The organism is Pseudomonas sp. UW4 (assembly GCF_000316175.1).
Taxonomy (GTDB): Bacteria; Pseudomonadota; Gammaproteobacteria; order Pseudomonadales; family Pseudomonadaceae; genus Aquipseudomonas; species Aquipseudomonas laurylsulfatiphila.
In genome coordinates this window covers 4311052-4337410 of the sequence record NC_019670.1, presented here as the reverse complement: position 1 = coordinate 4337410, position 26359 = coordinate 4311052, and the positions used below count along the sequence as shown (strand labels likewise).

Sequence of the window (26359 nt, the reverse complement as noted above, 5' to 3'; positions counted from 1 at the left end):
CACTTCTAGGGAAAAGTGCCGACTCGCTAAGTGTTGTTGTCCTACGGGGTAGTGATGGATATTCAGATAATTACACGCGAAGGCGAGCCCGAGTATGCGGTTCTGCCATGGGCTCAGTATCAGGCGTTATTGAACGCAGCGGGCATCAAGGAGCAAGCGTCGCCTCAAGCCACGAAGCCTCAGGCGGCGACACCAGACGCGATTCTTCCGGGTCTGGATCAACTACGCAGTTTGCGCGAGGGGAAGGGCATCGCCATCGAGGCGCTGGCCCGCACGGTAGGCATCAGCCCGTCTTACCTGGCCATGATCGAAAGTGGCGAGCGTCTGCCCGACGCCGCGATTCGCCGCAGCCTGGCTTGGGAATTGACGGTGCCAGGATGGAGGGATGAATCGTGAGTGTACGCATCAGCCGTCAACACTGGGACGGATTGCTGGGCGAACTGGATCAGGCGCGGCGCCAGCGCCATCTGTTGACGTATCGGGCATTGCTGGAGCGTTTGCAGTTGCCGACCCCGGCCATGCAGACCCTGACGGCGGCCCTTGAGCATCTGGCGGCTCTGGACGCCAAGGCGGAGCAGCCACTGCGCAGTTCGCTGGTGATCAGCCAGGGCGCCAGCCGTTTGCCGCGCACCGGATTCTTTGAGTGTGTCGAGCGTCTCGGGCGTTTTTCCGGGCCGTCGGACGGCGTTGCCGCCGCGTCCTGGCACGCTTCGGAAGTGGTGCGGGTGTTCGAGTACGAATACCCGGAATCGGCCGAGGCCTGAATGTTTTTGCAACTCAAGGCGCGAGCCGGGTACTGGCTCGCGCGCCGGTTGTTTCACTGGTCGTGGTTTGTTCGCCAGCCGCAGGGCTGGCGCTGGCTCGAAGGCCAGTTTGCACGCATGGCCAACCTGGGCGACGTCGGCGCCCAGAGCTTCTATGGGCACATCCTGACGTTTCGCGGTGTCGGCCTCGGTGCTCGTGAAGAGGGCGCGCGTTTGTTGCGCATGGCGGCATTGGCGGGCGATGGCAAGGCGGCTTATCAGGTTGGCGTGATCTGTCTGGCCGGGACGGCGAGCAAGGCGCCGGATCCCCTTGAAGCGGCTCGGTTTTGGGAGATCGCGGCGAAGGCCGGGCATCCGTTGGCGCCGATCAAGTTGCAAGAGTTGGCGTCTCGCGAGTCTGAGCTATAACCCTGGGCTGGCAGGTGGATGGCTATTTGGGGAGTTGTCCTGCGCCTGTTTGCAAGGCGGCCTGCTCGCGAAGGCTGCTTGTCTTTTGTTGACTGTGTACATATCCGTTTCTTCGGTAACGGCGGCTTATGGTTTCGCCCTTACGGCGACTCCCTTTTTTACAAGCGCCTAAAAAAGGAAGCAAAAAACGCTCGCCCCTTACGTACGGCCCCTCGCTGAGGCTCGGGGTTCCTTCACTCCGGTATTCATCCGGGGGCATTGCCCTCCGGTCGGCTTCGCTTCGACCTACATGCAATGAGTTCGACTGCGTCGAACGGCGCTGCGCGCCCATCCCCGGATGAACACCTGCGCTCAGCCTGCCGAGGGGGCGGGTGGATCAAGATCAAGAGCGGCAGGCGAGCTAACGCTCGGCCTGTTGAATGGTGAGGAGCGTGGGGGGACGCGGATCTGCTTTTGCTCTGCTCTTCTGTGGGAGCGGGCTTGCCCGCGAAGGCGTCCTGTCAATCACCGCTACCCCATCAGGCAAGCACCTTCACGTCCCTGCACCACCCGGCTATCAATCACATGCACGCTATACCCCTGCGCATTCTTCGCATGGTGCTTGGCTTGTGACGCCATTTCCGCCAGCTGGCTTGCATCGAGTTGTCCACAGGCCTGTGGATGAAGATGCACCACGCCGATCGACAGCGACAACAGCGAAAACTCCTGCCGCATGCCCTGGCGATTCGGTGCGATGAAGCAGCCGGCTTCCAGGTGCTCGCTGCGGTAGAAGCGCCGGCACTGGCTCTGGAAGTCGTCGAGCAACTGGTTCAATCGTTTGCGCCAGTCTTCCGGGCCGAGCACCAGCAGGAAATCATCACCGCCAATGTGGCCGACAAAGTCGCGGGACGGGTCGATGCGGTCGTTCAGGCATTGCGCCAGGCACAACAGGACTTCGTCGCCGCGGCCATAGCCGTAGATGTCGTTGAAGGGTTTGAAGCTATCGATGTCCACGTAGCAGATCACCGACTCCCGTTGCTGTTGCAGCAGCCGCGTCAGGCATTGCTGGATCGGCACGTTGCCCGGGAGCAAGGTCAGCGGGTTGGCGTAGCGGGCTTGCTGGATCTTCAGTTCGGTAATCAGCTTGAGTACGTCTATCACGCGGCCCAGCCCGAGATAGCCGCCATTGAGGGTGATGATGAAATCTTCTTCGATGCGCTGGCGGGCACGGCCTGTGATCAGGCGGCTGACTTGTTGCAGCGACTGACTCAGCTCGACGGCGAGGAAGTCATCGTTCATCAGGCGGCTGATGGGTTTGCGGGCGAACAGATCAGTGGCAAAGGGCTTGAGCAGGGCATCGGAGAGCGAATGCCGATGGACGATACCGCAAGGCTGACCCTGTGCATCCAGGACCGCCAGCGAGTTCAGGTTGGCCTGGCGGCGAAAGGCTTCGAGCACCGTGGCGGTCGGGGTGTCCCGATTCACGGCGGGTTGCTCGTTGAGCAGTGCGCTGAGGTCGCTGCCGTCTTCGCTCAGTACAACGCTGGTGCTGTCCTGGCGGGGCATCATTGCCCGGGCATCCCGTGGCGGGTGTTCCTGGGGGCGGCAGAGCAGATAGCCCTGGACCAGATCCACGCCCATTTCGGTCAGTACCGTGAGTTCTTCCGGTAACTCGATACCTTCGGCTATGACTTGCGCCCGCGAGGCCTTGGCGATTTGCAGGATCGAGCCGACGAACTCGCGCTTGAGCGCATCCTGATGAATGCCATCAATGAAATGCCGGTCGATTTTCACGTAATCCGGCCGCAGTTCGGACCACAAGCGCAAACTCGAATAACCCGCCCCCAGATCGTCCAGCGCAATCGAAAATCCCATCGCCCGATAGTGATGCAGGGCGGTTTGCAGCAGCTGGAAATCATCCGTCGGTGTCTGTTCCGTGAGCTCGATGACCACCTGACCCGGCGCAATGCCGAAGTCCTGCAGCAATTGCAGGGTGCGTCCCGGTTGATGGGCCGCTTCGAGCAGGGATTCCGGGGATACGTTGAGGAACAACAGGCCGGGCAGTTGTTGTTCATTGAAGCGTCGGCAAGCGCTTTCGCGGCAGGCAATTTCCAGCTCGCTCAAACGACCGGCCTGACGGGCGACGGCGAACAGGGCGACAGGGGAGTGCAAAGGGCTGTTGGACGGCCCGCGACTGAGTGCTTCGTAGCCGAGAATGCGCCGCTCAGAGAGGCTGATGATCGGTTGGAACAAACTGTGCAAACCGCCTTGAGTCAGGATCGAGCTCAATGCACTCAGCTGTTCGGTTGTGGTCATGGCGATCTCTGGCGATAAAAAAAGGACTGGCGTGGTCCCTTTCTACAAGGGGCACGCCAGTCCCGTATTTCACGACAGAATGATGACTGTTTGATGACGCCCCGGAGGGCGTTAGCATTAAATTGCCATCAGTCGCTTAACACTCAGTGCTTTGCCACTGCCGTATTGAGTTTCAGGTAGTCCAGCAGAATCCGCCCGGTTTCGCTCAGGTAGGCATCGTCTTCCGGTTTGGTCTTGTCATCCTCGGCCGCGAGGGCATCTTCGTCTTCTTTCTTCAGCTCTTTGAGCGGTTCTTCGCCCTTGGCCTTGCGACGGATGTTTTCCATGGTCAGCTGTTTGGTTTCGATGTCGGCGTGCTGGGCACGACGCTCGGCTTCATTGAGGCTGACGGTTTTTTCGGCCATCAGTTTCTGCGCCAGGGCCAGCTTGTCGCGGATGAACACGAACTCCGCATCCTTGGCCGTACGCATGTCATGCTCGGACTTGAGCTGCGAAATGTACGGTTTGAATGGGTCGACCGCCGGCTTGATCGCCGCCTTGATGGTGTCCCACGGCATGGCTTCGGGCAGGGCGCTTTCGCCGATTTCCTTGGTGTCGATGATCGACGGGTAATCGATGTCCGGCAAGACGCCCTGATGCTGGGTGCTCTGTCCGGAAACCCGGTAGAACTTGGCCAGGGTCAGCTTCAGCTCGCCATGGTTGAGTGGCTGAATGGTCTGCACGGTACCTTTGCCGAAGGTCTGGCCGCCGATGATCAGTGCGCGGTGGTAGTCCTGCATGGCGCCGGCAAAAATCTCCGAAGCCGAAGCGGACAGGCGGTTGACCAGCAACGCCATCGGGCCTTTGTAGAACGCGCCCGGGTTTTCATCTTCCAGCACGTCAACACGGCCATCGGCGTTACGCACGAGCACGGTCGGGCCTTTGTCGATGAACAGGCTGGTCAGCTCGGTGGCTTCCTGCAAGGAGCCGCCGCCGTTGTTGCGCAGGTCGATGACCACGCCGTCGACTTTCTCTTTCTGCAGTTCGGTCAGCAGTTTCTTGACGTCGCGGGTGGTGCTCTTGTAGTCCGGGTCGCCGGCACGGAAGGCCTTGAAGTCCAGATAGAACGCCGGGATCTCGATGACGCCGAGCTTGTAGTCCTTGCCGTCCTGCTTGAGGTTCAAGACCGATTTCTTCACGGCCTGGTCTTCGAGCTTCACCGCTTCGCGGGTGATCGGCACGATCTTGGTGGTCTGGTCGTTCGGCGCATTGCTGGCCGGAATCACTTCCAGGCGTACCACGGTGCCTTTCGGACCACGGATCAGCTTGACCACTTCGTCCAGGCGCCAGCCCACCACGTCGACCATTTCCTTGTTGCCCTGGGCAACGCCGATGATCTTGTCGGCCGGTGCCACCTGCTTGGTCTTGTCCGCCGGACCTGCCGGCACCAGACGCACGACTTTCACCTGGTCGTTATCGCTCTGCAACACGGCGCCGATGCCCTCGAGGGACAGGCTCATGTTGATGTCGAAGTTCTCCGCGTTATCCGGCGACAGATAGTTGGTATGCGGGTCGTAGGACATGGCGAAGGTATTGATGTACGCCTGGAAGATGTCTTCCGCGCGGGTCTGGTCCAGGCGCGCCAGCTGGTTCTTGTAGCGCTTGGTCAGGGTTTCCTGGATCTGCTTGGAATCCTTGCCGGCGATCTTCTGGCGCAGGACCTCGTCCTTGACGCGTTTGCGCCACAGGTCGTCGAGTTCCGCGGTGGATTTGAGCCAAGGGGCGTCCTTGCGGTCGATCAGCAAGGTTTCCCTGGTGTTGAAGTCGATCTTGTCGACGCCTTTGTTCAGCTCGGCAAGGGCAAAGTCCAGACGCGCTTTTACGCGGTCCAGGTAGCGCTTGTAGATGGTGAACCCGGCGTTGAGGTCGCCGCTCTTGAGAAAGTCGTCGAACTGCGTCTTCCACTTGTCGAATTCGGCAATGTCGCTGGCCATGAAATAGCTGCGCGATGGATCCAGCAGCTTGAGGTAGCTGTCGTAGATGATCACCGAGCGCGCGTCATCGAGTGGCGGCTTGCTGTAGTGGTGGCGTTTGAGCAATTCCACGACGTTCAGACTGGCGATCACTTCGTCACGATCGGGTTGAAGCTTGTCCCAGCTATTGGCTGCGAATGTATTGCTCGACAGCGGCAGCAAGCCGATACCGATGAATAAGGCGAGGGCAGTGCTGGGGAACAGATGCTTCATGCTGATTCGACGCGGGGACAATTGATAACGCATATTAGGCCGTCTTTGAAGTCGCCGGCTCTTTGGGAACCGGTCGCATAATGCAAAAAGCCCGGCGATATAGCTTCGGGCTCAGTCCAGACTCACTATGGAGGCACTGTGAAAGCATTGCAAGGCGTTGACGGTCAAGTGGTATGGGTTGATGAGCCCGGTCCTGCATGCGATGTAGGGCAAGTTCGTATTCGAGTGGCGGCAGCGGGCCTCAATCGCGCCGATTTGTTGCAGAAAGCCGGTCTTTATCCGCCGCCACCAGGGGCCAGCAAGGTGCTCGGTCTAGAGTGCTCGGGGGTCATCAGCGAGGTTGGCGCCGGCTCCTCCTGGCAGGTGGGCGATCGGGTTTGCGCCTTGCTGGCCGGGGGCGGGATGGCCGAAGAGGTGGTTGTCGACGGGCGGCATGTGCTGCCGGTTCCCGACGGAATGTCACTGGTCGAAGCGGCGGCATTGCCTGAAGTTTATGCAACAGTCTGGCTGAATTTGTTTCAACTGGCTGCGCTCAAGCCGGGACAGAAAGTTTTGCTGCACGCCGGAGCAAGTGGCATTGGTTCAGCGGCCATTCAGCTGTGCAAGGCCTTCGGTAACCCGTGCTGGGTCAGCGTCGGCTCTGCCGAGCGACTGGCGTACTGCGAAGGGCTGGGTGCCCAGGGTGGCGTGGTGCGTAACGGTGATCTGGAGGGCTTGCGGGATCTGGGGCCGTTCGACGTGATTCTCGACCCGGTGGGCGGCAGTTACGCGGCATTGAACCTGAAGTTACTGGCTCAGGATGGTCGCTGGGTGTTGATCGGTCTGATGGGCGGGCGCGAGGCCAAGCTGGATCTGGCCCAGGTACTGGCCAAGCGCGTGCAGTTGCTGGGCTCGACCCTGCGCAGCCGGGATGATCAGTTCAAGGCAGATCTGTTCAGCGATCTGGGCCTGCACGTGTGGCCGTTGTTCGCCGAGGGGCGCTTGAGTGCGCAACTGGCCAGGACATTCCCGATCAAGGATGCCGAGGCAGCGTTTGCCGAGCTCGCGAGTAATAACGTGGCGGGGAAGGTGGTGCTGGTGATTGATGAGAGCCTGAGCTGACAACGAGAAACCTGTGGGAGCGAGCTTGCTCGCGATTAGCGGAGTGTCAGTTGATATTAATGCAACTGACTCGCCGCCATCGCGAGCAAGCTCGCTCCCACAGGGGGGCGGGTTATTTCCAGTCGTGGATCGGCCACCCGGCCTTTTCGGCCTGCTCGCGCAACACGGGGTCAGGATTGACCACATGCGGGTAGTCCACCTTCAGCAACAGCGGCAAATCATTACGTGAGTCGGAATAGAAACTCGCGCCTTCGAGGTTTTCCTCCTCCGCATCCAGCCACTCCAGCAAGCGGGTGATCTTGCCTTCGCGGTAGGTCAGGGTGCCCACGGTATGGCCGGTGTAAGCGCCGTGGGCCACTTCCAGTTCGATGCCCAGAATTTCGTCGATGCCCAGGCGCTCGGCGATGGGACCGACCAGATGGGTGCCCGAGGCCGAGATCACCAGAATCCGGTCGCCGGCCTTGCGATGCGCCGCGATGGCTTTGGTGGCGTCACTGAAAATGATTGGCTCGATGTAGTCCTCCACCCACGGACCAATCAAGTGCGCGACTTCTTCAGGCGTACGACCAATCAACGGTTCCAGGCTGAAGGCCATGTAGTCTTCCATGGCCAGATGGCCCCTGCCGTAGGCATCCATCAATTCCTTGTCGCGACGCAGGAACGATTCGCCGTCGACCCAGCCGAGGCGAACCATTTGCTCGCTCCACAGTGAGGCGCAGTCGCCGTGGATCAGGGTTTCGTCCAGATCAAAAATTGCCAGGGCCATCAGTGCAGTTCTCTCTTCAGCATAAGCAAAGGCATCAGGCTACCTCACACAGGGCCGTCGGATCGATGGAAAGCGCCAGGCGCTGACCATCGGGATGCAGGTCGGCCGCCGAGCGGTTCAGCACATCCACCACCAGTTCCACGCCCCGGGCTTCGACCCGGTAGCGGATTACGTTGCCCAACAGGCTGTGGCTGCGCACCTGCGCGTCCAGTTCGCCGTTGAGGCTCAGTTCGATGGCTTCCGGGCGAATGGCGATGCGCTTGTTGATTGGCCGCTGCAGCAGCTTCGAGGCGCTGTCGGCGTCCAGCAGGTTGTAGTTGCCGATGAAACCGGCAGCGAACACATCCACCGGCGCAGTGTAGAGGGTTTCGGCGTCGCCGCTTTGTACGATTTTCCCCTGATTCATCAGGAAAATGCGGTCAGACATGGTCAGGGCTTCTTCCTGATCGTGTGTAACGAAAATCGTGGTCAGGCCCAGTTCGCGCTGGATCTGACGGATCTGTTCGCGCAGGTGCTTGCGAATGCGCGCATCCAGCGCCGACAGCGGTTCGTCCAGCAGCAACAGGCGTGGCCGGGTCACCAGCGAGCGGGCGAGGGCGACGCGCTGGCATTGGCCGCCGGACAGCTGATGTGGATAGCGTGCGGCGAAGTCCTGCAGCTCCACCAGTTTCAGTACTTCGGCGACGCGTTTGTGGCTGTCATCGGCATTGACCTTTTGCATGCGCAGACCGAAGGCGACGTTTTGCTCCACGGTCATGTTGGGGAACAGCGCATAGCTCTGGAACACCATGCCGATCCCGCGTTTCTGCGGGCTCACCGGCACGATATCGGCACCATCGAGCAGGATTTTGCCGCCATCCACCGAAGTCAGGCCGGCGATGCAGCGCAGCAGGGTGGATTTGCCGCAGCCGGAGGGGCCGAGCAGGGTGACGAACTCACCTTTCTGGATTTCGCAATTGATGTCGCTGAACACTGTGGTGCCGGCGAAGCTTTTCTGAAGATGTTGGACGCTGACATAGCTCATTCGCTTTTGTCCCTGTTCAAGATATTGGCAATCCAGGTCAGAACCAGCACAAAGAAGAAGTAGGAAATCACCAGCGCACTGGTGAAATGACCGCTGCTGTTGCGCATGTTGTTGAGGTAGACCTGCAGGGTTTCGTAGCGGGTGCCGACGAGGATGTTGGCGAACACGAACTCACCGAACAGGAACGAGAACGACAGCAGCAGCGCCACCATCAGCCCCTTGCGCAGGTTCGGCAGCACCACCAGGAAGGCGGCTTGCCAGGTGCTGGCGCCGAGCAACTGGGCGGCGTCCATCAGGTCGCGCAGGTTGATCGCCTGCAGGTTGTTGGTGATCGCCCGGTACATGAACGGCAGCGCCACGGTGAAGTAGCAACCGATCAGGATCCAGGGTGTACCGACCATGGCGAACGGTCCGGAACCATAGAGCTGCAGCAGCCCCACCGACGACACCACCGGTGGCACGGCGAAGGGCAGCAGGATCAGGATGTTCATCAGCGCATCGAGTTTCGGGAAGTGGTAATGCACCACGAACAGCAACGGCAGGATCAGCACCACGGAAAGAATCAGTGAGCCGACGCAGACCAGCAGCGATTGCCCGAACGCATGCAGGAAGCGCGGATCGCTCCACAGCTGGATGTACCACTTGAGGGTGAAGCCGCTGGGCAGAATGGTGGCCGACCAACTGCTGGCGATCGAATAGACCAGTGTGCCGGCCAGCGGCAACAGCAGGATGGCAAACAACAGGTAAACCACGACGCGGTGGTAGACACCGGCGGGCCCCAGTTCAGCGCGAGACATGGTAGCTCCTCTTCAACAGCAACTGATGCACGATGGTCACCAGGGTCATCAAGGCCACCAGTACCACGGCCAGGGCGCTGGCCAGGTTCGGGTCCAGGGAAATGTCACCGGACACCATCGCCGCAATGCGGATCGGCAGCACGTTGAAGTTGCCGGTGGTCAGGGCGTACACCGTGGCGTAGGCACCGAGGGCGTTGGCCAGCAGGATCACGAAGGTGCCCAGCAGTGCCGGCGTCAACACCGGCAATCCGATGTGCCGCCAGTACTGCCAACTGTCGGCGCCGAGTAGCGCAGCGGACTCTCGCCAGTCTTCGCGTAGCGCATCGAAGGCCGGGTATAGCAGCAGCACGCCGAGGGGAATCTGGAAGTAGGTGTAGAGAATGATCAGCCCGGTTTTCGAGTACAGGTTGAAATCCTGGATGATGCCGGCCTGCTTGAGCATGATGGTGAAGCTGCCGTTGAAGCCGAGCAAAATGATGAACGCAAAGGCCAGGGGCACGCCGGCGAAGTTGCTGGTCATGTTGGCGAAGGCGTTGACGAAGTTGCGCAGTTTCGAATCGACCCGGCGCAGGGAGTAGGCGCCCAGTATCGCGATGATGATCCCGAACACGCTGGACCAGAAGCTGATCTCGAGGCTGTACTGGATCGCCTGCAGGTAAAACTTCGAACTGAAGATTTTGTTGAAGTTGGCCAGGCCCCAGCCGAATTCTTCCGATTGCAGGCTGTTGATCATCACCCAGGTCAGCGGTGCGATCTCGAACACGATGAAGAACAGTGCGAACGGAACCAGGCATAAGGCTGCCAGCCATTTACTGCGGGTCATGGCATTCACTTGAGCAGCTCCCGGCAGACCGGTTTGTCGTGGGGCGCGCCCAGCAACTCGCAGATGGTGCCGCAGATCTCGGTCTGTTTCGGCGCTGCACCGGCGTCGAAGCTGAATGCGTCACCGAGAACGAACAACGGCACCTCACGTTCTTCCGGCAGCAGGCCGTTGTGGGAGCGGTCGTTGTTCATGCCGTGGTCGGCAGTGACCAGCACCTGATAACCGGCATCGAGCCAGCCTTGCAGGTAATCGGCCAGGATGATGTCGACCGAGCGCGCGCTGTTGCGGTACTGCGGGGTGTCGAGGCCGTGCTTGTGCCCGGCGTCGTCGATGTTCATCGGGTGGATCAGTAAAAAGTGCGGCGCATGGCGCTGGCGCAGGTTTTCGGCGTCGGCGAACAGGTGCGAATCGGGGTAGTGGTCGTTCCAGTAGAAATGCCCATGCTGGATCGGCAGTTGCGGGTCGTCGGTGTGGCGGTCCCGTGCCGCCACGAAGGGCGAACGGTTGTACAGTTCGCTGACCCAGTGATAGGCCGCCGCCGCGGTGACAAGACCTGCGTCGCTGGCGTAGTGATAGATGCTGCGCTGGTTGGACAGGCGCGAAACGTTGTTGTGGACGATACCGCTGTCGATGGGCGAAACGCCGGTCAGGATGCATTCGTACAGCGGGCGGGACAGGGCCGGCAATTCGCACTCCAGCTTGTAGAGTGCCGCTCGTCCTGCACCGACGTACGCCTGCAGGTGCCCCATGGCGTGACGGGCGACCTCGTAGTTGAGGCCGTCGAGCACCACAAGGATGACGTTGTGCTTCATAGGGGGCAAAACTCCGTGAAACAGATATTCGAAGCTCACTCGATCCACTGTGGGAGCGGGCTTGCTCGCGAAAACGGACTGACATCCTGCATCGATGTCGACTGACGCACCGCTTTCGCGAGCAAGCCCGCTCCCACATTTGGATCGCCATCAGATCCCGAAATGGGGATCTTCCCGGTTATTGCATATTGATAATGACTTCTTCCTGCCACTTCTGAGGAAGGGCCTTGGAGGTCTTTTCCCACGCATCCGCGTCTTTGATCGGCGTCACTTTCTTGTACTGCTCATTAGGCAGCAGCTTGGCCTTCACGTCGGCCGGCAGTGTGATGTGCTCGGCACGGATCGGACGGGCGTTGCCCTTTGCCAGGTTGATCTGGCCGGCGTCGCTGAAGATGTATTCGCGGGTCAGCTTGGCGGCGTTCGGGTTTTTCGCGTACTTGTTGATGATGGTGGTGTAACCGGAAATCACCGAGCCGTCGGACGGGATCAGCACCACGTAGTCATCCGGGTTGGCCATCTTGGCCTTGTAGCTCAGGCCGTTGAAGTCCCAGACCACGCCGACTTCGATTTCGCCTTTTTCCATGGTGGCAATCGTCGGGTTGGACATCGACAGGCGACCTTGCTTGGCGATGTCGGCGAACAGATCCAGGGCGGGCTTGAGGTTTTTCTCGTCGCCACCGTTGGCCAGTGCCGCAGCCAGTACGCCGTTGGCTGCCTGGGCTGCAGTGCTCACATCACCGATGGACACCTTGTATTTGCCGCTCTTGAGGTCAGCCCATTTGGTCGGGGCTTCGGAGCCGTGTAGCAACTTCTTGTTGACGATGAAGGCGATGGTGCCGGTGTAGGCCAGTGCCCAGTTGCCGTCCTTGTCCTTGGCCCAGGCTGGCACCTGATCCCAGGTGGAAGGCTTGTAGGGCTGGACCACGCCTTGCTTGACCGCGATCGGACCGAACGCTGCACCGACGTCGCCGATGTCGGCGCTGGCGTTGTCTTTCTCCGCGGCGAACTTGGCGATCTCCTGGGCCGAGCTCATGTCGGTGTCGATGTGCTTGAGGCCGTACTTGTCGCTCAGGTCTTTCCAGGTGCCGGCCCAGTTGGCCCAGTCATCGGGCATGCCGACGCTGTTGACGGCGCCTTCCGCTTTCGCAGCGGCTTCCAGGGTTTTCAAATCATCGGCCGCCATGGCGGCAGTGCACATTGCGATGGTCGAGCCTAACAGTGATGCCAGGAAAAGCTTTTTCATTCCGAAGCTCCTTGGGTCGTGTTCAACGCTGCGATTGCGGTTTGTGTTGGTCTAGGTCAGCAATACCTGAGCCAATTTAAGGGGGCTGGATGACACTTTGATGTCGCTCGTCGCCCTGGAGGACTTTTTGTTCAGCGGTATCGCGACTGGCCTGATAAGCGTAGACCATGGTCAAGGCCTCGGCTGGCAAGGGACTTGGCCGATGAATTGCAGGTTTTCGAGTTCGCAGAATGGCGACCGTTGGGCAGCTTTGTCACATCTCGGTCATCTACGCTGCCTACGCTTGCAGACTATTGAATGAGCCGGTTTGCGCGGCGGTTCTGCCCTGAATTGGTGCTGGTCTAGTCCAGATAGGAAACATTGATGCGTGACGAGGCAACAAAAGCGGTAACAGCCATCGGCCAGGTGCTTCAGGAGCAGATCGACCACGGCCTGTTGACCCCTGGCAGCAAATTGCCGGCCGAGCGCAAGCTCAGTGAATTGTTCGGCACCACGCGGATCACTTTGCGTGAGGCGTTGTTGCAGCTGGAGTCGCAGGGGCAAATCTATCGCGAGGAACGACGTGGCTGGTTCGTCTCACCGCCACGCCTGGCGTACAACCTGATGCAGCGCAGCCACTTTCACGCGATGGTCAGTGCCCAGGGGCGGGTGCCGTCCACCGAGGTGATTTCGGCGCGATTGCAACCCGCGTCGGCGGCCGTTTGTGCCTGGCTGCAATTGCCGGCGCTGTCGAGCGTGATCCAGATCTGCCGCTCACGGCGGATCGACGGGCGGCTGGTGCTGTATGTGGAGCACTATCTGAACCCGCAGTACTTTCCGGGAATCCTCGACTTCGATTTGAATCAGTCGATCACCGAGTTGTATGCGCGGCATTACGATTTGCACTACGGACGGGTGCGCTTCGAGATTGTGCCCACGGCGTTGTCGGTGGATGCGGCGGCAGCGCTGAAGGTGTCGGCGGGTAGCCCGGGCTTGCGGATTGCCCGTGTCAACTATGACCAGCATGAACGACTGATCGACTGCGACCTGGAGTTCTGGCGACATGATGCAATTCATGTCGGTGTGGATGTTGTCTAGCGTCCGACCTTCCTGTAGGAGCGAGCTTGCTCGCGATGGTCGTTAACGATTACGCGTGTTTACTGGCTAAACGCGGTGTTCTTGAGTTCATCGTCGGAACGCCGCCCGGAGCAAGCTCGCTCCTACAGGGGCTATTCATCCTGCGGGCCACCACCCGCGGTAATCACCTGAATGCTCATCCGCGGTGTCGCCAGGTCCAGCCCGGCTTCATCCATGTGCCGCTTGAGTGACAGGTTGAACGCTCGCGACACTTCCCACTGCTTGATCGGCGCGGTCTTGAATCGGGCGCGCAGGATCGCGTTGCCCGACTCGAAACTTTCCACTCCCTGGAACTCCAGCGGCGACCAGATATTGCGCCGCTGCAACGGATCGGTGCGCATTTTCTGGCCGACTTCGCGCATCAGTTTGATGGCGTTGTCGATGTCCATGTTGGCCGGCACCGCTACCCGGAAGATTGCGTAGCCGAATTCCCGGGAGTAGTTCTTGATGCTTTTGATTTCACTGAACGGAATGGTGTGGACGATGCCGTCGATGTCCCGCAGGCGCACGGTGCGGATGGTCAGGCCTTCGACCGTGCCGAGGTGGCCGCCGACATCCACGTAGTCGTCGATGGCCAGTGAGTCTTCGATGATGATGAACAATCCGGTAATCAGGTCGGCTACCAGCGATTGCGCACCAAAGCCGATGGCCAGACCGATCACCCCGGCACCGGCCAGCAGGGGCGTGACGTTCATGCCCATGTTCGCCAGGGCAACGATCAGCGCGACAATGAAAATGGCCACGAACAGCACGTTGCGAATCAGCGGCATCATCGTCTGCGCGCGGGCATTGGCCAGGCCTTTGCGCGAGCGGGTCAGTGCGTGATGCACGGCGGTGTCGCTGAGAATCCAGATCAACCAGGCGAACAGCAGCGTGCCGGCGAGGCTGAACAACTTGACGCTGACTTCGTGGCCGTCGCCTTCGGTAAAGCGGATCAACGACATGCCCCAGACCCGCAGGCCGAGTTCGATAAAGGCCAGCCACACCAACAGGTGGAGGATTGTGTAGAAGAAATTCTTCAGCCGTTCCGAATACACGGCGTAACGCCGGATGCCACGCTGGGGTTTGAGGGCGTGGCGGCGTACCAGGCCGTTGATGACCATGCACAACACCAGCAACACGGTGCAGATCAGCGACTGGCGTAGGGCCGTGCTGGTGTCGCCGGCGGAAATGAAGGTCGCGAACAGGGAAATGGCCACCAGCACCAGCGCCGGCACGTACCAGAAGGTGCCGAGAATCGAGAGGGTGTCGTTGAGGGCGCGGCGGGTCAGGCGTCGGGACAGCGGCTGGTTGCGGATCAGGTGGGCGATCGGGCGGCGGAAACGCAAGATGAACCGGGCGGTGGACAAGGCTGCCAGGACGTTGGCAATCGTGGCTGCCGTATGGGCCAGATGGCTGCCGAGGCTGTCGACCAGTTTTGGATCGCTCAGTGCTTCGCCAAACGCAGCGAAACTGCCGATCAGCCACAACGGTCGAAACGCCTGGTGCCGCAGAATGTACAAGGCGCGGTGGCGGTGTGGGCCGTCGAGCAGGGAAAAGGCAATCACGCAGATGGCCGAGAAGCAGGTGCCGACGACCAACGCATAGGCCAGCACCATGGCCAGGCTTTTACCCAGGGACGAGGGCAGGGCATAGCTCATGTAGATCGTGATCACCAAGGCGATCAGCCATGGCCCGAGCTTGCGCAAGGCAAAGCGCAACATGTCCAGGGCACGGGGGTGCTGCGGCAGTTCTTCAGTCAGGCCGAAACGCATGCGCACGCGGTGGCTGATCCAGATCAGCGCGGCGGCCAGCAGGCTCCAGACCATCAGGATCATGGCGAACGCAAAGAGCATCGGCAGCCATTCATTGGCCGGCAGCGCCAGGGCCATCAACTCTTCCTGGGCCTGGTCGAACTCGCTGGACCAGCGCGTGAGCGGACTGTCGTCGCCGGAAAATTTCTTTTCGATCGTGGCCAGGGTTCCGCCAATCAGGCCCAGCACGCCTTCTTCGGTAATCGGCTGGGCCTGTTTGGTGGTGTCACGCAGCCTTTTCAGATCGGCCAGCAGCTTTGTGCGTTGCTGATCGTTTTCCAGTGACTTGATCACTTCGTCCAGGGACTGCCCCAACGGTTCCTGTGCTTCGGGCTGTGCCTTGGCCTGGCCGCCGAGCAGGCTTGGCAGTCCGGCCGCCTGGGCAGGTGCCACTGGCAGCAGCATCAGGCAGACAAGGAAAAAATACGGAAGGGCAAAAAGACGAGCGAACACTAGGCGGTCAACCTCGCAAGGAGCGGATCGACCGAGTGTACGAGCCCGTCAAAATCAATGCGAGCCAAGGGCGATGAATTATTCGTTGAGTTTGGCGAGGATCTTGATCACCACGGTCGCGAGGATGGTCAGCATGCCGATCCACATGGCGAACACACCGGCATTTTTGTCGCGAAAGTTGAAACCGACGGCCAGCAGGAGCATCCCGGCAAGAATCGGGATCAGCATGGCGTGGAAGGAGGACATCGAAATCATGGAGACAGCCTTGTCGAAGGGATACTTGAAGTCTAGGCCGCTTTTGACGCGGCCGGCGTGATGTGTGTGTAGGAGCGAGCTTGCTCGCGATGGATTTCAGGGCGCCGCGTTTATCCAGTAAGCACGCATGACCGTTCACGTCCATCGCGAGCAAGCTCGCTCCTACAGGATTTACGGCAATTCGCGGCAGGCGTAGAACGCGCTCAGTACCTTGACCAGGTGTGCCAGGTCGTGGCTGCCGCACAGTTCGCGGATCGAGTGCATGGCGAACGTCGGCAGGCCGATGTCCACGGTGCGCACGCCCAGGTGGCTGGCGGTGATCGGGCCGATGGTCGAGCCACAACCCATGTCACTGCGCACCACGAAGCTTTGCACCGGCACTTCTTCAGCCATGCACAGATGGCGGAAGAACCCGGCGGTTTCGCTGTTGGTGGCGTAGCGTTGGTTGCTGTTGACCTTGATCACTGGGCCGGCGTTGAGTTTCGGGCCGTGGTTGGCATCGTGCTTGTCGGCGTAGTTGGGGTGCACGCCGTGGGCGTTGTCAGCCGAAACCAGCAGGGATTTCTGAATGGTGCGTACGAATTCATCCCCTTCAGGCAGCAGGCGACGCAAGGTTTGCTCAAGCATCGGGCCGTCGGCACCGCAGGCCGAGCAGGAACCGACTTCTTCGTGGTCGTTGCAGACCAGCACGCAGGTTTCGTCGGTGTCGGCCGTCAGCAGTGCTTGCAGGCCGGCATAGCACGACAGCAGGTTGTCCAGGCGCGCGCCGGCAATGAAGTCGCCATGCAGGCCAATGACCGCAGCGCTTTGGGTGTCGTAGAAACTCAGCTCGTAATCGAGCACCACATCAGCGTTCAGGCCATGTTCGCGGGCGAGCTGGTCGGTGAGCACTGCGCGAAAGTCCACGCGTTCGTCACCGGCGAATTGCGCGAGGATTGGCGGCAGTTCGGTCTGTGCGTTGATGGCCCAGCCCATGTTGGCTTCGCGGTTGAGGTGAATCGCCAGGTTCGGAATGATCGCGACCGGGGCCTTGAAGTCGATCAACTGGCTCTCGACCTTGCCGTCACGCCGGAAGGTCACGCGGCCGGCCAGGGAGAGGTCGCGGTCGAACCACGGTGCCAGCAGTGCGCCGCCATAGACTTCGACACCCAACTGCCAGAAACCCTGGCGCTGCAGCTCCGGTTGCGGCTTGACGCGCAGGCACGGGCTGTCGGTGTGGGCGCCGACCAGGCGAATGCCGCCGTGCAGCGGCGAATGGCGGCCCATTTTGATCGCGACAATCGAAGAGTCATTGCGGGTGACGTAGTAGCGGCCGTTGGCTTCGGTATTCCACGGCTCGCGCTCGTCGAGGCGTTGATAGCCCGCCGCTTCCAGGCGCTGAACAAGGCTGGCGGTGGCATGGAACGGGGTAGGGGAGGCCTTGAGGAAATCGATCAGGCCTTGGTTCAACTCTTCGCGCATAAAGTAGCTCCAGACAGCAGTGGCGCCAGTTTAACGTATTGGTCAGGGAATTGGCGGTGGTGTGCGGGTGGAGTGGCGCCCCGCCCCGCCCTGTAGGAGCGAGCTTGCTCGCGATGGTCCCAAGAACACCGCGGGGCGCCAGGCTTCCCGCGTTATCGTTGACGACCATCGCGAGCAAGCTCGCTCCTACAGGTGGGAGTGCGTTGCGTTCAGAACGGTGCCGGGCACTCGAAACGCAGGCGCTCGCCACTTTGCGGATGGGTGAAGGTCAGCATGCTCGCGTGCAGACACAGGCGCGGCCAGGCCGCCAACGCCTGCTCGTGGGCATAGAGCCCGTCACCCAGCAGCGGATGACCGATCGAAAGCATGTGCACGCGCAACTGGTGGGAGCGGCCGGTAATCGGTGTCAGCTCAACGCGGCACCAGTCGCCGCAACGCTCCAGCACGCGCCAGAAGGTCAGCGCATGTTTGCCGAACTCATGATCGACCACATGCCGCGGCTTGGTCGGCGGGTCGTAGCGCAAGGGCAGGTCGATGCTGCCGCTGTCCAGTTCCGGTTGACCCCAGCACAGTGCGGTGTAGGCCTTTTCGGTTTCGCGGTCGTGAAATTGCCGGGACAGCTCGCGATGGGTATCCGGGTCGCGGGCCAGCAGGATGATGCCGGACGTTTCCCAGTCCAGCCGATGGACGATTCGCGCTTCCGGGTAGCCGTTTTCCTGCAGGCGGGTAATCAGGCAGTCCTTGTTGTCATCGGCCCGGCCAGGGACAGAGAGCAACAGGGTCGGTTTGTTCACCACCAGTACGGCAGCGTCCTGATGGATGATGTGGATGTTGGACAGCGGCATTAAAACAGCCTCGTAACAAACGCCAACGGCGGCTCAGGCCCCTTCCGGTTGCAGAAGGGGCCTGAGCCGCCGTGGCTCCTGGCGGATCGACTCAGCGATCAGGCAGGGTGATGTTGAGTTCCAGAATCGAGCAGCTGCCCTGGCTTTCCAGTGCGACGTGCACGTCATCGGACCCGATATTGACGTACTTGCGGATCACCTCGACCAGTTCCTTCTGCAAGGCCGGCAGGTAGTCCGGGGTGCTGCGTTGGCCGCGTTCGTGCGCCACGATGATCTGTAGACGCTCTTTCGCTACCGACGCGGTGCTTTGCTTTTTGTTGGCACGAAAGAAGTCAAAAAGGTTCATTGCTTAGTTGCCTCCAAACAGGCGCTCGAAGAATCCCTTCTTCTGTACATCAAGGAATCGATGATCCACGGTCTTGCCCAGCAGGCGGTCAACGGTATCGCTGTAGGCCTGGCCGGCATCGCTCTGGTCGTCGAGAATCACCGGAACACCCTGGTTGGATGCCTTGAGCACCGCCTGGGATTCAGGGATCACGCCGAGCAGAGTCACCGAAAGGATTTCCTTGACGTCTTCTACGCCGAGCATTTCGCCTTTGCTCACACGCTCCGGGTGATAACGGGTAATCAGCAGGTGTTCCTTGATCGGGTCTTCGCCGCGTTCGGCGCGACGGGACTTGCTGGCCAGCAGGCCGAGCATGCGGTCGGAGTCACGTACCGAGGACACTTCCGGGTTGGTCACGACGATCGCTTCATCGGCGAAGTACATGGCCAGGTGGGCGCCTTTCTCGATGCCCGCCGGGGAATCGCAGACCACGAACTCAAAGTCTTCCTTGAGTTGCATCAGGACTTTTTCCACGCCTTCGACGGTCAGCGCGTCTTTGTCGCGGGTCTGGCTGGCGGCCAGCACGTAGAGGTTTTCCAGGCGCTTGTCTTTGATCAGGGCCTGTTGCAGGTTGGCTTCGCCGTTGACCACGTTGACGAAGTCATACACCACGCGGCGCTCGCAACCCATGATCAGGTCGAGGTTACGCAAGCCCACGTCGAAGTCGACGATAACTGTTTTGTGGCCGCGCAGAGCGAGGCCGGTACCGATAGCGGCGCTGGTGGTGGTCTTACCCACACCACCCTTGCCGGATGTAACCACGAGAATCTTGGCCAAGGTGTTTCACCCCTAAGGAAAAAGGACTTTTCAGCCCCTGAAAAACATCTCCTGAAAAACTACTGCAGTCGGACAGCCTTGGCTGGAATCCGGTTTTGAGCGGCGCTTACCCCCGGTAAACACTGCTTTCGGCCTTTTTCCTACTTCGTTTGAGCCGTTTTCGCTACGTTTTAGAGATGCTTGGAAAATGCGGCAGTATCCGTTAAAGCCGAATGATGTTCAACACGTCGCCGGACAGGCTGACCTGCACACCCGAACCCCACAGAGGATCGCGGCGCAGATCTTCGGAAACCTTGTAATGTCCGGCAATGGAAATCAGTTCAGCACTCATTTGCTGACAGAAAATCCGCGCCTTGGTGTCGCCCTTGACGCCGGCCAATACGCGACCACGCATCGGGCCGTATACATGGATGTTGCCATCGGCGAGAAGTTCCGCCCCCGGGCTGACCGAGGAGATCACCACCAGATCGCTGCCCTGGGCATAAATCTGCTGGCCACCACGTACCGGCGAGGTGATGATTTTTGTCGGCTTGATGGTCGGTTCAGGCGGTTTTTCCGGTTTTTTCTTCGGTTCGCCTTCGGTCAGGTCCAGTGGACGCTCCCGGGCACCGGACGGTGGCAGCACCGGCAGGTCGACCGCAATGGCGGCGGCAATGTCTTCGATGCGGCTGGCGCGGATCGCCAGGGTGCGCAGGCCGTGCTGGCGGCATACGCGCATCAGGCCGGGCAGATCGACGGCGCCTTCGTTGGCCGGGAGTTTGTCCAGGGCCAGTACCAGCGGCGCGTTGCTGAAGAAGTTGGGCGCCTGGGCGACCTTGGCGGCCAGTTGCCGATCAAGGCTTTCCAGGTCGTTACGGGCCAGTTCCAGCACCGTAATGGCCAGCATGCTGCCCTTCAACTGGAACACGGGATCTTGGTCTAGCGGTTCGGTTTGGCTCATGGTCGGCATACAACGACTTGTCACTAAAAGTGCCGAGACTTATAACGAGAACGCCCGCAGGCCGCAAGCCGGGTCGAACGATGTAGAATGCGCGGCCATTGTCATTCCGGAAGCATTAATGGACCGCCCGCGTTTTCGAAAAGCATTTCTATCTCCACGTTTCTGGCCGTTGTGGTGTGGCCTGGGGCTGTTGTGGCTCATCGTCCAGTTGCCGTATCCGGCACTGCTGTGGATCGGCCGAGCATTGGGCGCATTGATGTATCGCGTGGCCGGCGACAGACGGCGCATTGCCAAGCGCAATCTGGAACTGTGTTTTCCGGAAAAAACCGCCGCCGAACGCAAACGCCTGCTCAAGGAAAACTTCGCCTCCACCGGTATCGCGTTTTTTGAAATGGCGATGAGCTGGTGGTGGTCGCGCAAGCGCCTGGCGAGTCTCGCTCACGTTGAAGGGCTGGAGTATCTGCAGCAGGCCCAGCGCGAAGGCAAGGGCGTGATCCTGATGGCGCTGCACTTCACCACGCTGGAAATCGGCGCGGCGTTGCTCGGTCAGCAGCACACCATCGACGGCATGTACCGCGAGCACAAGAATCCGCTGTTCGACTACATCCAGCGCCAGGGCCGCGAGCGGCACAACCTCGATTCGCTGGCGATAGAGCGTGAAGACGTGCGCGGTATGCTCAAATTGCTGCGCTCGGGCCGCGCGATCTGGTACGCGCCGGATCAGGACTACGGCGCCAAGCAAAGCATCTTCGTGCCGCTGTTCGGCATTCAGGCGGCGACCGTCACCGCCACGAGCAAGTTTGCGCGGCTGGGCAAGGCGCTGGTGGTGCCGTTCACCCAGGAGCGTCTGGCGGACGGCAGCGGTTATCGCCTGGTGATCCATGCGCCGCTCGAAGGCTTCCCCGGTGAAACCGAGGAAGAAGACTGCATTCGCATCAACCAATGGATCGAAGGCGTCCTGCGCCAATATCCCGAGCAATACCTGTGGGCCCACCGCCGCTTCAAGAGCCGTCCACCGGGCGAGCCGAAGCTGTACGCCAAACGCCGTTGAACCCCGATCCCCTGTAGGAGCGAGCCTGCTCGCGATGGACTGGAGAGCGCCACGGGGCGTCAGGTTACCCGCGTTATCGTTGACGTCCATCGCGAGCAGGCTCGCTCCTACAAGGCAGCGTCATCCCATCAAGCACCATGGAGAGTTGTGCATGAGTCCAGCTGAACCGGTTACAGGGCTGATTCTTTCCGGCGGCGGGGCTCGGGCGGCTTATCAGGTCGGGGTGCTGGCGGCGATTGCCGAATTGCTGCCGCCGGGGGCGAGCAATCCGTTTCCGGTGATCGTCGGCACTTCGGCGGGCGCGATCAACGCCGTCAGCCTCGCCAGCGGGGCAATGGATTTTCGTCATGCCATCCAGCGCCTGACGGCCTTCTGGCAGGGCTTTCGCAGCCCTCTGGTATTGCGCAGCGACTGGCCCGGGGTCATTCGCCAGGCCACTCGCTTTGTCAGCCACAGTTTGCTCGGCATCGGTTCCCAGGTTCCGGTGGCGCTGCTCAACAGTTCGCCGCTGCGGGATCTGCTCAACGACAAGCTGCATATGGAGGGCATCGCCGAAGCGATCGCACAGAAGCAATTGCATGCGGTGGCGGTCACGGCGTTCGGCTATGAGTCCGGCCAGGCCGTCACTTTCTATCAGGGCGGCGGCAAGATCGATGCCTGGTTGCGCCATCGACGCATCGGCGTTCCCACCCGACTGTCGGTTGAACACTTGCTCGCCAGTTCAGCGATTCCGCTGCTGTTCGCCCCGGTGAAGATCGGTGAAGAGTATTTCGGTGATGGCGCGGTGCGTCAGTCGGCGCCGATCAGCCCGGCGCTGCATCTGGGCGCCAGTCGGGTGCTGGTGGTGGGCGTCAGCGGCAACCCCCGCGGTATCGACCCGCAACAACCCTTGCAGCGCAGCTACACCGGGCAGCAGCCGACCTTGGCGCAGATCGGCGGGCACATGCTCAACAGCACGTTCATTGACAGCCTGGAAAGTGACATCGAGCTGTTGCAGCGTCTGAACCAGTTCAGTCACCTGATGCCTGACGGCACACCGACCCGCGCATTGGGCGTGGCGCCGGTGGACGTGCTGGTGATTTCACCGAGCCAGCCGATCGATGAGATTGCCGCGCGACATCGTCAGGAGTTGCCGGCGGCGCTGCGTCTGTTCCTGCGGGGCCGGGTGCGACCAAGACCAGCGGGGCAGGGGTACTGAGCTACCTGCTGTTCGAGGCGGGGTATTGCAGCGAGTTGATCGAATTGGGGCGCAGCGATGCGTTGGCCAAGCGCGGGGAGTTATGCCGGTTTCTCGGCTTGGCGGAGCCTGCAGTCTCGGCTTGAGATAGGTGGTGCAGCCATTCGCGAGCAAGCCCGCTCCCACACTCGATTTTCAGCGAACACAATAATTGCGTACGGCGCAGATCAAATGTGGGAGCGGGCTTGCTCGCGAAGGCGCCCATACAGACGCCTACAGAATTAAATGATCAGAAGTGAACCTTGACCAGGAAACTGGTCACGCTCTGATCCGTCTTGAAGCCTTGGCTGTCTTCAATCCCGTACTTGTTTTTCCAGTAGTCATACTCGACACCGACGTACAGCTGCTTGGCACCCAGGTTCAGCGCCTTGCCCAGGTCGTATTTGACCTGTGGGTTGAAGTGCAGGTTGGCGTGGTATTCGCCTTTGCTGTTGACGTCGTTGTCCACCACCCAGTCCATGAAGCCGTCGATCAGCACGTCCGAGTCACCCACCGGGATGGTGTAGGACCAGACCGGTGTGACCTGCCAGATGTTGTCGCCCGGGCGGTCGCCTTCGCTGTGACGGTTGTAGAAGTTCAACTGGAAGTAGTCGAAGCCGGGGATGGCCAGGTCGAAACCTGGACCGATCAGGTACGACTCGGTGTCGTCTTCGCCGAACTCATAGGTCATGGCCAGCAGGACGTCCTTGATCGGGCCTAACTCGAACTTCTGGTCGAAGATCTTGTTGAACGACAGGCGCGGGCTGAGCTCGCCATAGTGGGTGTTTTCACCCGCGAAGTGGTCTTCCTTGCCGTTGTAGAAGATCTTGTCGATGAAGAAGAAGTTGTCACCGTACTTCCAGCCATCGGCGTGTTCGAAGGTCACCGTTTGCTGGATGCGCGGGTTGACCTGAAAGTCCTTGCCATACAGGTAGGTCAGGCTGTTGTTCTGCCACTGCAGCAAATCGCCGGCCATGGCCTGGCCCCCGGCCAGCATCGATCCCGCCAGCATCAGGCTAGTGCACGTACGTTTCATTCGGTTGCTCCCAAAAAGTAGGTGGTTCCACGTTATTTTTTTAAGGTCGACGCTCTGGTGTGGCGCCTTTTTCCGTAGCGGTAAAAAATCATCCAGTCGGTCAGCTTTGTGCTGATAGCAAGAGCTGAGCCAAGGCTTTCAAAAAGCAAAAAAACTCCCGCTCGACGGCTCAAAAGCGGTCGATTGAGAGGGGGGTGGAGTGCCTTGGTGCCTGCCAGCGCCGGGATAAGTTGGCCTGCTGGTCAGGTTTTACATCCGGGCTTTTTTTTAAACCGGATTCGGGCGGCCGCGGAGAATACTGACTCCTCGGCCAGGTCTCAAGTGCTCCGCAACGGCGCACCGACGACAGGTTTGGCGCACGGTTGCGGGGCAGCATCAGAAATGCACCTTCACCAGCAGGCTGGTGGTGTTTTCATTGGTGTCGAATTTGCCGCTGTTTTCGATGCCGTATTTGTCTTTCCAGTAGCTGTATTCGGCGCCGACGTACACCTGTTTCTCTCGCCAGCCCAGGGCCTTGCCCAGGTCGTACTTGATCTGCGGGTTGAAGTGCAGGTTGGCGTGATAGGTGCCATGGGCGTTCTGGTCGTTATCCACTACCCAGTCCATGTAGCCGTCGATCAACAGGTTCGAGTTGCCCAATGGCAGGGTGAAGGACCAGGCCGGCGTGATCTGCCAGACATCGTCGCCGGGACGCGAGCCTTCGGTCTGGCGGTAATAGAAGTTCAGGGTGAAAAAATTGAAGCCCGGTACTGCCAGGTCGAATCCGGGGCCGATCAGGTAGGCCTCGGTGTCGTCTTCGCCATTTTCGTAGGTCATGGCCAGCAGCACGTCCTTGATCGGGCCGAATTCGAAGCGACGGTCGAGGATCTTGCCCAGGGAGAGGCGCGGGCTGAACTCGCCGTAGTAGGCGTGGACACCTTTGTTCCGGTCTTTCTCGCCGTTGTAGTAGGTGCTGTCGATGAACATGAAGTTGTCGCCGTACTTCCAGCGGTCGGCGTGCTCGAAGGTTATCGTCTGCTGGATCGACGGGTTGACCGCGAAATCCTTGCCGTACAGATAGCTCAGGCTGTTGGTTTGCCACAGCAGTAAATCGCCGGCCATGGCCTGACTCGCGGCCAGCAGGCCGGCACCCAACAGCAGGTTGGTTTGTTTGCGAATCATCTGTTGCTCCCTCTTGTTTTTATTTTCAAGGCGCAGGAAACCCCTACCCCTGTAGGAGCGAGCTTGCTCGCGATGGTCGTCAACGATTACGCGTGTTATCTGGATAAACGCGGTGTTCTCGGGTTCATCGCGAGCAGGCTCGCTCCTACAGGGGGGTGTGTATTTCTGTCTTAGTGGGCGTGGCAGTCGTTGATGGCCGCGCGTTCGGCGCCACCGAGGATGTTGAACAGCAGGTTCAGCGTCAGCGCGCTGAGGGTGGCCATGGCAATGCCGCTGTGGGTGATCGGGCTCATCCATACGGGCAGGTGGGCGAAAAACTCCGGGCGCACCACCGGGATCAGGCCCATGCCGATGCTCACCGCCACCAGCAACTGGTTGCGACGGTCACCGATGTCGGCTTCCTGGAGAATCTTGATGCCGGTGGCGGCGACCATGCCGAACATCGCAATCGCTGCGCCACCCAGAACTGCCGGAGGGATCGAGGCCACCAGGAACGCGGCCTTGGGGAGCAGGCTCAGGACGATCAGCAAACCGCCGGCGACGATGGTCACGGAGCGGCAGCGCACGCCGGTCATCTGCACCAGGCCGATGTTCTGGGCAAAGGAGGAGTGGGTGAAGGTGTTGAAGAACCCGGCGAAGAACGAGGCGCCGGCATCGCACAGCAAACCGCGACGCAGCATCCGTGGGCAGACTTCCTGGCCGGTGATCTTGCCCAGCGCAAGAAACATCCCGGTGGACTCGACGAAAATGATCACCACCACCAGGCACATCGACAGGATCGGTGCGAGTTCGAATTTCGGCATGCCGAAGTGCAGCGGGGTGACGAATTGCAGCCATGGCGCCTGAGCCATGCCGCTGAGGTCGACCATGCCGAGCAGGCCGCAGAGCACGTAGCCCAGGCACATGCCGATCAGCACGGAAATATTGACCCAGAAGCCGCGCATGAAACGGTGGACCAACAGGATGGTGCCCAGCACCAGGGCGGCGATGGTCAGGTAGATCGGCGAGCCGAATTGAGCGGCGCCGGCACCGCCGCCGGCCCAGTTCACGGCCACGGGGAACAGCGACAAACCAATCGAGGTAATGACCGTGCCGGTCACCAGCGGCGGGAAGAAGCGAACGACCTTGGACATGAACGGGGCGATGAGCATGCCGAAGAAACCGGCGGCGATGGTCGCGCCGAAGATCCCTTGCAGGCCGATACCGGGCATGCCGGCCATGGCGACCATGCTGCCGACGGCGGCGAAACTGGCCCCCATCATCACCGGCATGCGAATGCCCATGGGGCCGATGCCGAGGGACTGGACGATGGTGGCAATACCGGCCACCAGCAGGTCGGCGTTGATCAGAAAGGCGATTTCTTCACGACTCAGGCCAGCGGCCTGTCCGATGATCAGCGGCACCGCGATGGCGCCACCATACATCAGCAGAACATGTTGCAAACCGACCAGGATCAGTTGCAAGAGGGGCAAACGCTGAATGGCGGGTGCGTCGGGGATGCGCGCTGCGGATAGCTCGGACATGCAACACCTCGGATCTTTTTTATTCTTGTGATTTTGTGCATCGGGCAAACCTGTGGGAGCGGGCTTGCTCGCGAAGAGGCCATAACATT

At 60.4% G+C, this 26359-nt stretch carries 24 protein-coding genes and 1 pseudogene; 7 read left to right on the top strand and 18 right to left on the bottom strand.

Going from position 1 to position 26359, the window contains the following annotated elements; translation table 11 throughout:
* Positions 1-54: 54 nt before the first annotated feature.
* Genes PPUTUW4_RS19005 through PPUTUW4_RS18995 form a run of 3 tightly spaced genes read left to right on the top strand, consistent with a single transcriptional unit; the run spans position 55 to position 1172 of the window.
* Positions 55-396 (top strand): helix-turn-helix transcriptional regulator, encoded by a 342-nt coding sequence (locus PPUTUW4_RS19005; protein WP_015096140.1) that lies wholly within the window; start codon positions 55-57, stop codon positions 394-396.
* Positions 393-764, top strand: a complete 372-nt coding sequence (locus PPUTUW4_RS19000; RefSeq protein ID WP_003223109.1) for a hypothetical protein — start codon at positions 393-395, stop codon at positions 762-764. Before PPUTUW4_RS19005 ends, PPUTUW4_RS19000 begins: the two co-directional genes overlap by 4 nt.
* Positions 765-1172 carry a hypothetical protein gene (locus PPUTUW4_RS18995; RefSeq protein ID WP_015096139.1) on the top strand — a complete coding sequence of 136 codons (408 nt, stop codon included), beginning with the start codon at positions 765-767 and terminating at the stop codon, positions 1170-1172.
* 510 nt (positions 1173-1682) lie between these two features.
* On the opposite strand, the gene PPUTUW4_RS18990 is transcribed toward PPUTUW4_RS18995, so the two are convergent.
* On the bottom strand, positions 1683-3467 hold the full coding sequence (locus tag PPUTUW4_RS18990; RefSeq protein WP_015096138.1) for a bifunctional diguanylate cyclase/phosphodiesterase: 1785 nt from the start codon (positions 3465-3467) through the stop codon (positions 1683-1685).
* A gap of 143 nt (positions 3468-3610) precedes the next feature.
* Positions 3611-5692, bottom strand: coding sequence for a carboxy terminal-processing peptidase (locus PPUTUW4_RS18985; protein WP_162139254.1), 2082 nt, complete (start codon positions 5690-5692; stop codon positions 3611-3613).
* 138 nt (positions 5693-5830) lie between these two features.
* On the opposite strand from PPUTUW4_RS18985, the gene PPUTUW4_RS18980 reads away from it, so the two are divergent.
* Positions 5831-6793 (top strand): zinc-binding dehydrogenase, encoded by a 963-nt coding sequence (locus PPUTUW4_RS18980; RefSeq protein WP_015096136.1) that lies wholly within the window; start codon positions 5831-5833, stop codon positions 6791-6793.
* Positions 6794-6905: 112 nt separating this feature from the next.
* On the opposite strand, the gene PPUTUW4_RS18975 is transcribed toward PPUTUW4_RS18980, so the two are convergent.
* The 6 genes from PPUTUW4_RS18975 to PPUTUW4_RS18950 all read right to left on the bottom strand — a co-directional run bounded on the left by PPUTUW4_RS18975 (position 6906) and on the right by PPUTUW4_RS18950 (position 12258).
* Entirely contained in the window at positions 6906-7559 is a 654-nt protein-coding gene (locus PPUTUW4_RS18975; RefSeq protein WP_015096135.1) for an HAD family hydrolase, read from the bottom strand.
* Between the two features lie 34 nt (positions 7560-7593).
* Positions 7594-8583, bottom strand: a complete 990-nt coding sequence (locus tag PPUTUW4_RS18970) for an ABC transporter ATP-binding protein (RefSeq protein ID WP_007974966.1) — start codon at positions 8581-8583, stop codon at positions 7594-7596.
* Entirely contained in the window at positions 8580-9380 is an 801-nt protein-coding gene (locus PPUTUW4_RS18965; RefSeq protein WP_015096134.1) for an ABC transporter permease, read from the bottom strand. Before PPUTUW4_RS18965 ends, PPUTUW4_RS18970 begins: the two co-directional genes overlap by 4 nt.
* Entirely contained in the window at positions 9367-10203 is an 837-nt protein-coding gene (locus PPUTUW4_RS18960; RefSeq protein WP_162139253.1) for an ABC transporter permease subunit, read from the bottom strand. The genes PPUTUW4_RS18965 and PPUTUW4_RS18960 overlap by 14 nt, the downstream gene beginning before the upstream one ends.
* 5 nt (positions 10204-10208) lie before the next feature.
* On the bottom strand, positions 10209-11015 hold the full coding sequence (locus PPUTUW4_RS18955) for an alkaline phosphatase family protein (RefSeq protein WP_015096132.1): 807 nt from the start codon (positions 11013-11015) through the stop codon (positions 10209-10211).
* Between the two features lie 178 nt (positions 11016-11193).
* Positions 11194-12258: an ABC transporter substrate-binding protein gene (locus PPUTUW4_RS18950; RefSeq protein ID WP_015096131.1), complete on the bottom strand. Its 1065-nt coding sequence runs from the start codon at positions 12256-12258 to the stop codon at positions 11194-11196.
* Between the two features lie 363 nt (positions 12259-12621).
* Here PPUTUW4_RS18950 and PPUTUW4_RS18945 point away from each other — a divergent pair, with 363 nt between their 5' ends.
* Positions 12622-13335, top strand: a complete 714-nt coding sequence (locus tag PPUTUW4_RS18945; protein ID WP_015096130.1) for a UTRA domain-containing protein — start codon at positions 12622-12624, stop codon at positions 13333-13335.
* 131 nt (positions 13336-13466) lie between these two features.
* Here PPUTUW4_RS18945 and PPUTUW4_RS18940 read toward each other — a convergent pair whose 3' ends face one another.
* The 7 genes from PPUTUW4_RS18940 to minC all read right to left on the bottom strand — a co-directional run bounded on the left by PPUTUW4_RS18940 (position 13467) and on the right by minC (position 20283).
* Complete coding sequence (locus tag PPUTUW4_RS18940; RefSeq protein WP_227698101.1) at positions 13467-15572, bottom strand: mechanosensitive ion channel domain-containing protein; 2106 nt, start codon at positions 15570-15572, stop codon at positions 13467-13469.
* 126 nt (positions 15573-15698) lie between these two features.
* A complete protein-coding gene (locus tag PPUTUW4_RS30070) occupies positions 15699-15875 on the bottom strand; it encodes a hypothetical protein (RefSeq protein WP_015096128.1) in 177 nt (58 codons plus the stop codon).
* Between the two features lie 171 nt (positions 15876-16046).
* Positions 16047-17336 carry a M18 family aminopeptidase gene (locus tag PPUTUW4_RS18935; RefSeq protein ID WP_007974949.1) on the bottom strand — a complete coding sequence of 430 codons (1290 nt, stop codon included), beginning with the start codon at positions 17334-17336 and terminating at the stop codon, positions 16047-16049.
* Between the two features lie 209 nt (positions 17337-17545).
* Positions 17546-18181 (bottom strand): RluA family pseudouridine synthase, encoded by a 636-nt coding sequence (locus tag PPUTUW4_RS18930; protein WP_015096127.1) that lies wholly within the window; start codon positions 18179-18181, stop codon positions 17546-17548.
* A gap of 91 nt (positions 18182-18272) precedes the next feature.
* Positions 18273-18527, bottom strand: coding sequence for a cell division topological specificity factor MinE (gene minE / locus PPUTUW4_RS18925; RefSeq protein WP_007974947.1), 255 nt, complete (start codon positions 18525-18527; stop codon positions 18273-18275).
* Between the two features lie 3 nt (positions 18528-18530).
* Positions 18531-19343, bottom strand: coding sequence for a septum site-determining protein MinD (minD, locus tag PPUTUW4_RS18920; RefSeq protein ID WP_007974946.1), 813 nt, complete (start codon positions 19341-19343; stop codon positions 18531-18533).
* Positions 19344-19545: 202 nt separating this feature from the next.
* Positions 19546-20283: a septum site-determining protein MinC gene (gene minC, locus PPUTUW4_RS18915; RefSeq protein ID WP_007974945.1), complete on the bottom strand. Its 738-nt coding sequence runs from the start codon at positions 20281-20283 to the stop codon at positions 19546-19548.
* 118 nt (positions 20284-20401) lie between these two features.
* On the opposite strand from minC, the gene PPUTUW4_RS18910 reads away from it, so the two are divergent.
* Complete coding sequence (locus tag PPUTUW4_RS18910; RefSeq protein WP_015096126.1) at positions 20402-21334, top strand: lipid A biosynthesis lauroyl acyltransferase; 933 nt, start codon at positions 20402-20404, stop codon at positions 21332-21334.
* Positions 21335-21485: 151 nt separating this feature from the next.
* Positions 21486-22657, top strand: a pseudogene (locus tag PPUTUW4_RS18905) (patatin-like phospholipase family protein).
* A gap of 143 nt (positions 22658-22800) precedes the next feature.
* Here PPUTUW4_RS18905 and PPUTUW4_RS18900 read toward each other — a convergent pair.
* The 3 genes from PPUTUW4_RS18900 to PPUTUW4_RS18890 all read right to left on the bottom strand — a co-directional run bounded on the left by PPUTUW4_RS18900 (position 22801) and on the right by PPUTUW4_RS18890 (position 26270).
* Positions 22801-23586, bottom strand: coding sequence for an outer membrane protein OmpK (locus tag PPUTUW4_RS18900; protein ID WP_015096124.1), 786 nt, complete (start codon positions 23584-23586; stop codon positions 22801-22803).
* A gap of 375 nt (positions 23587-23961) precedes the next feature.
* Positions 23962-24747 (bottom strand): outer membrane protein OmpK, encoded by a 786-nt coding sequence (locus PPUTUW4_RS18895; protein WP_015096123.1) that lies wholly within the window; start codon positions 24745-24747, stop codon positions 23962-23964.
* Between the two features lie 170 nt (positions 24748-24917).
* Positions 24918-26270: a nucleobase:cation symporter-2 family protein gene (locus PPUTUW4_RS18890; protein WP_015096122.1), complete on the bottom strand. Its 1353-nt coding sequence runs from the start codon at positions 26268-26270 to the stop codon at positions 24918-24920.
* Positions 26271-26359: the final 89 nt, after the last annotated feature.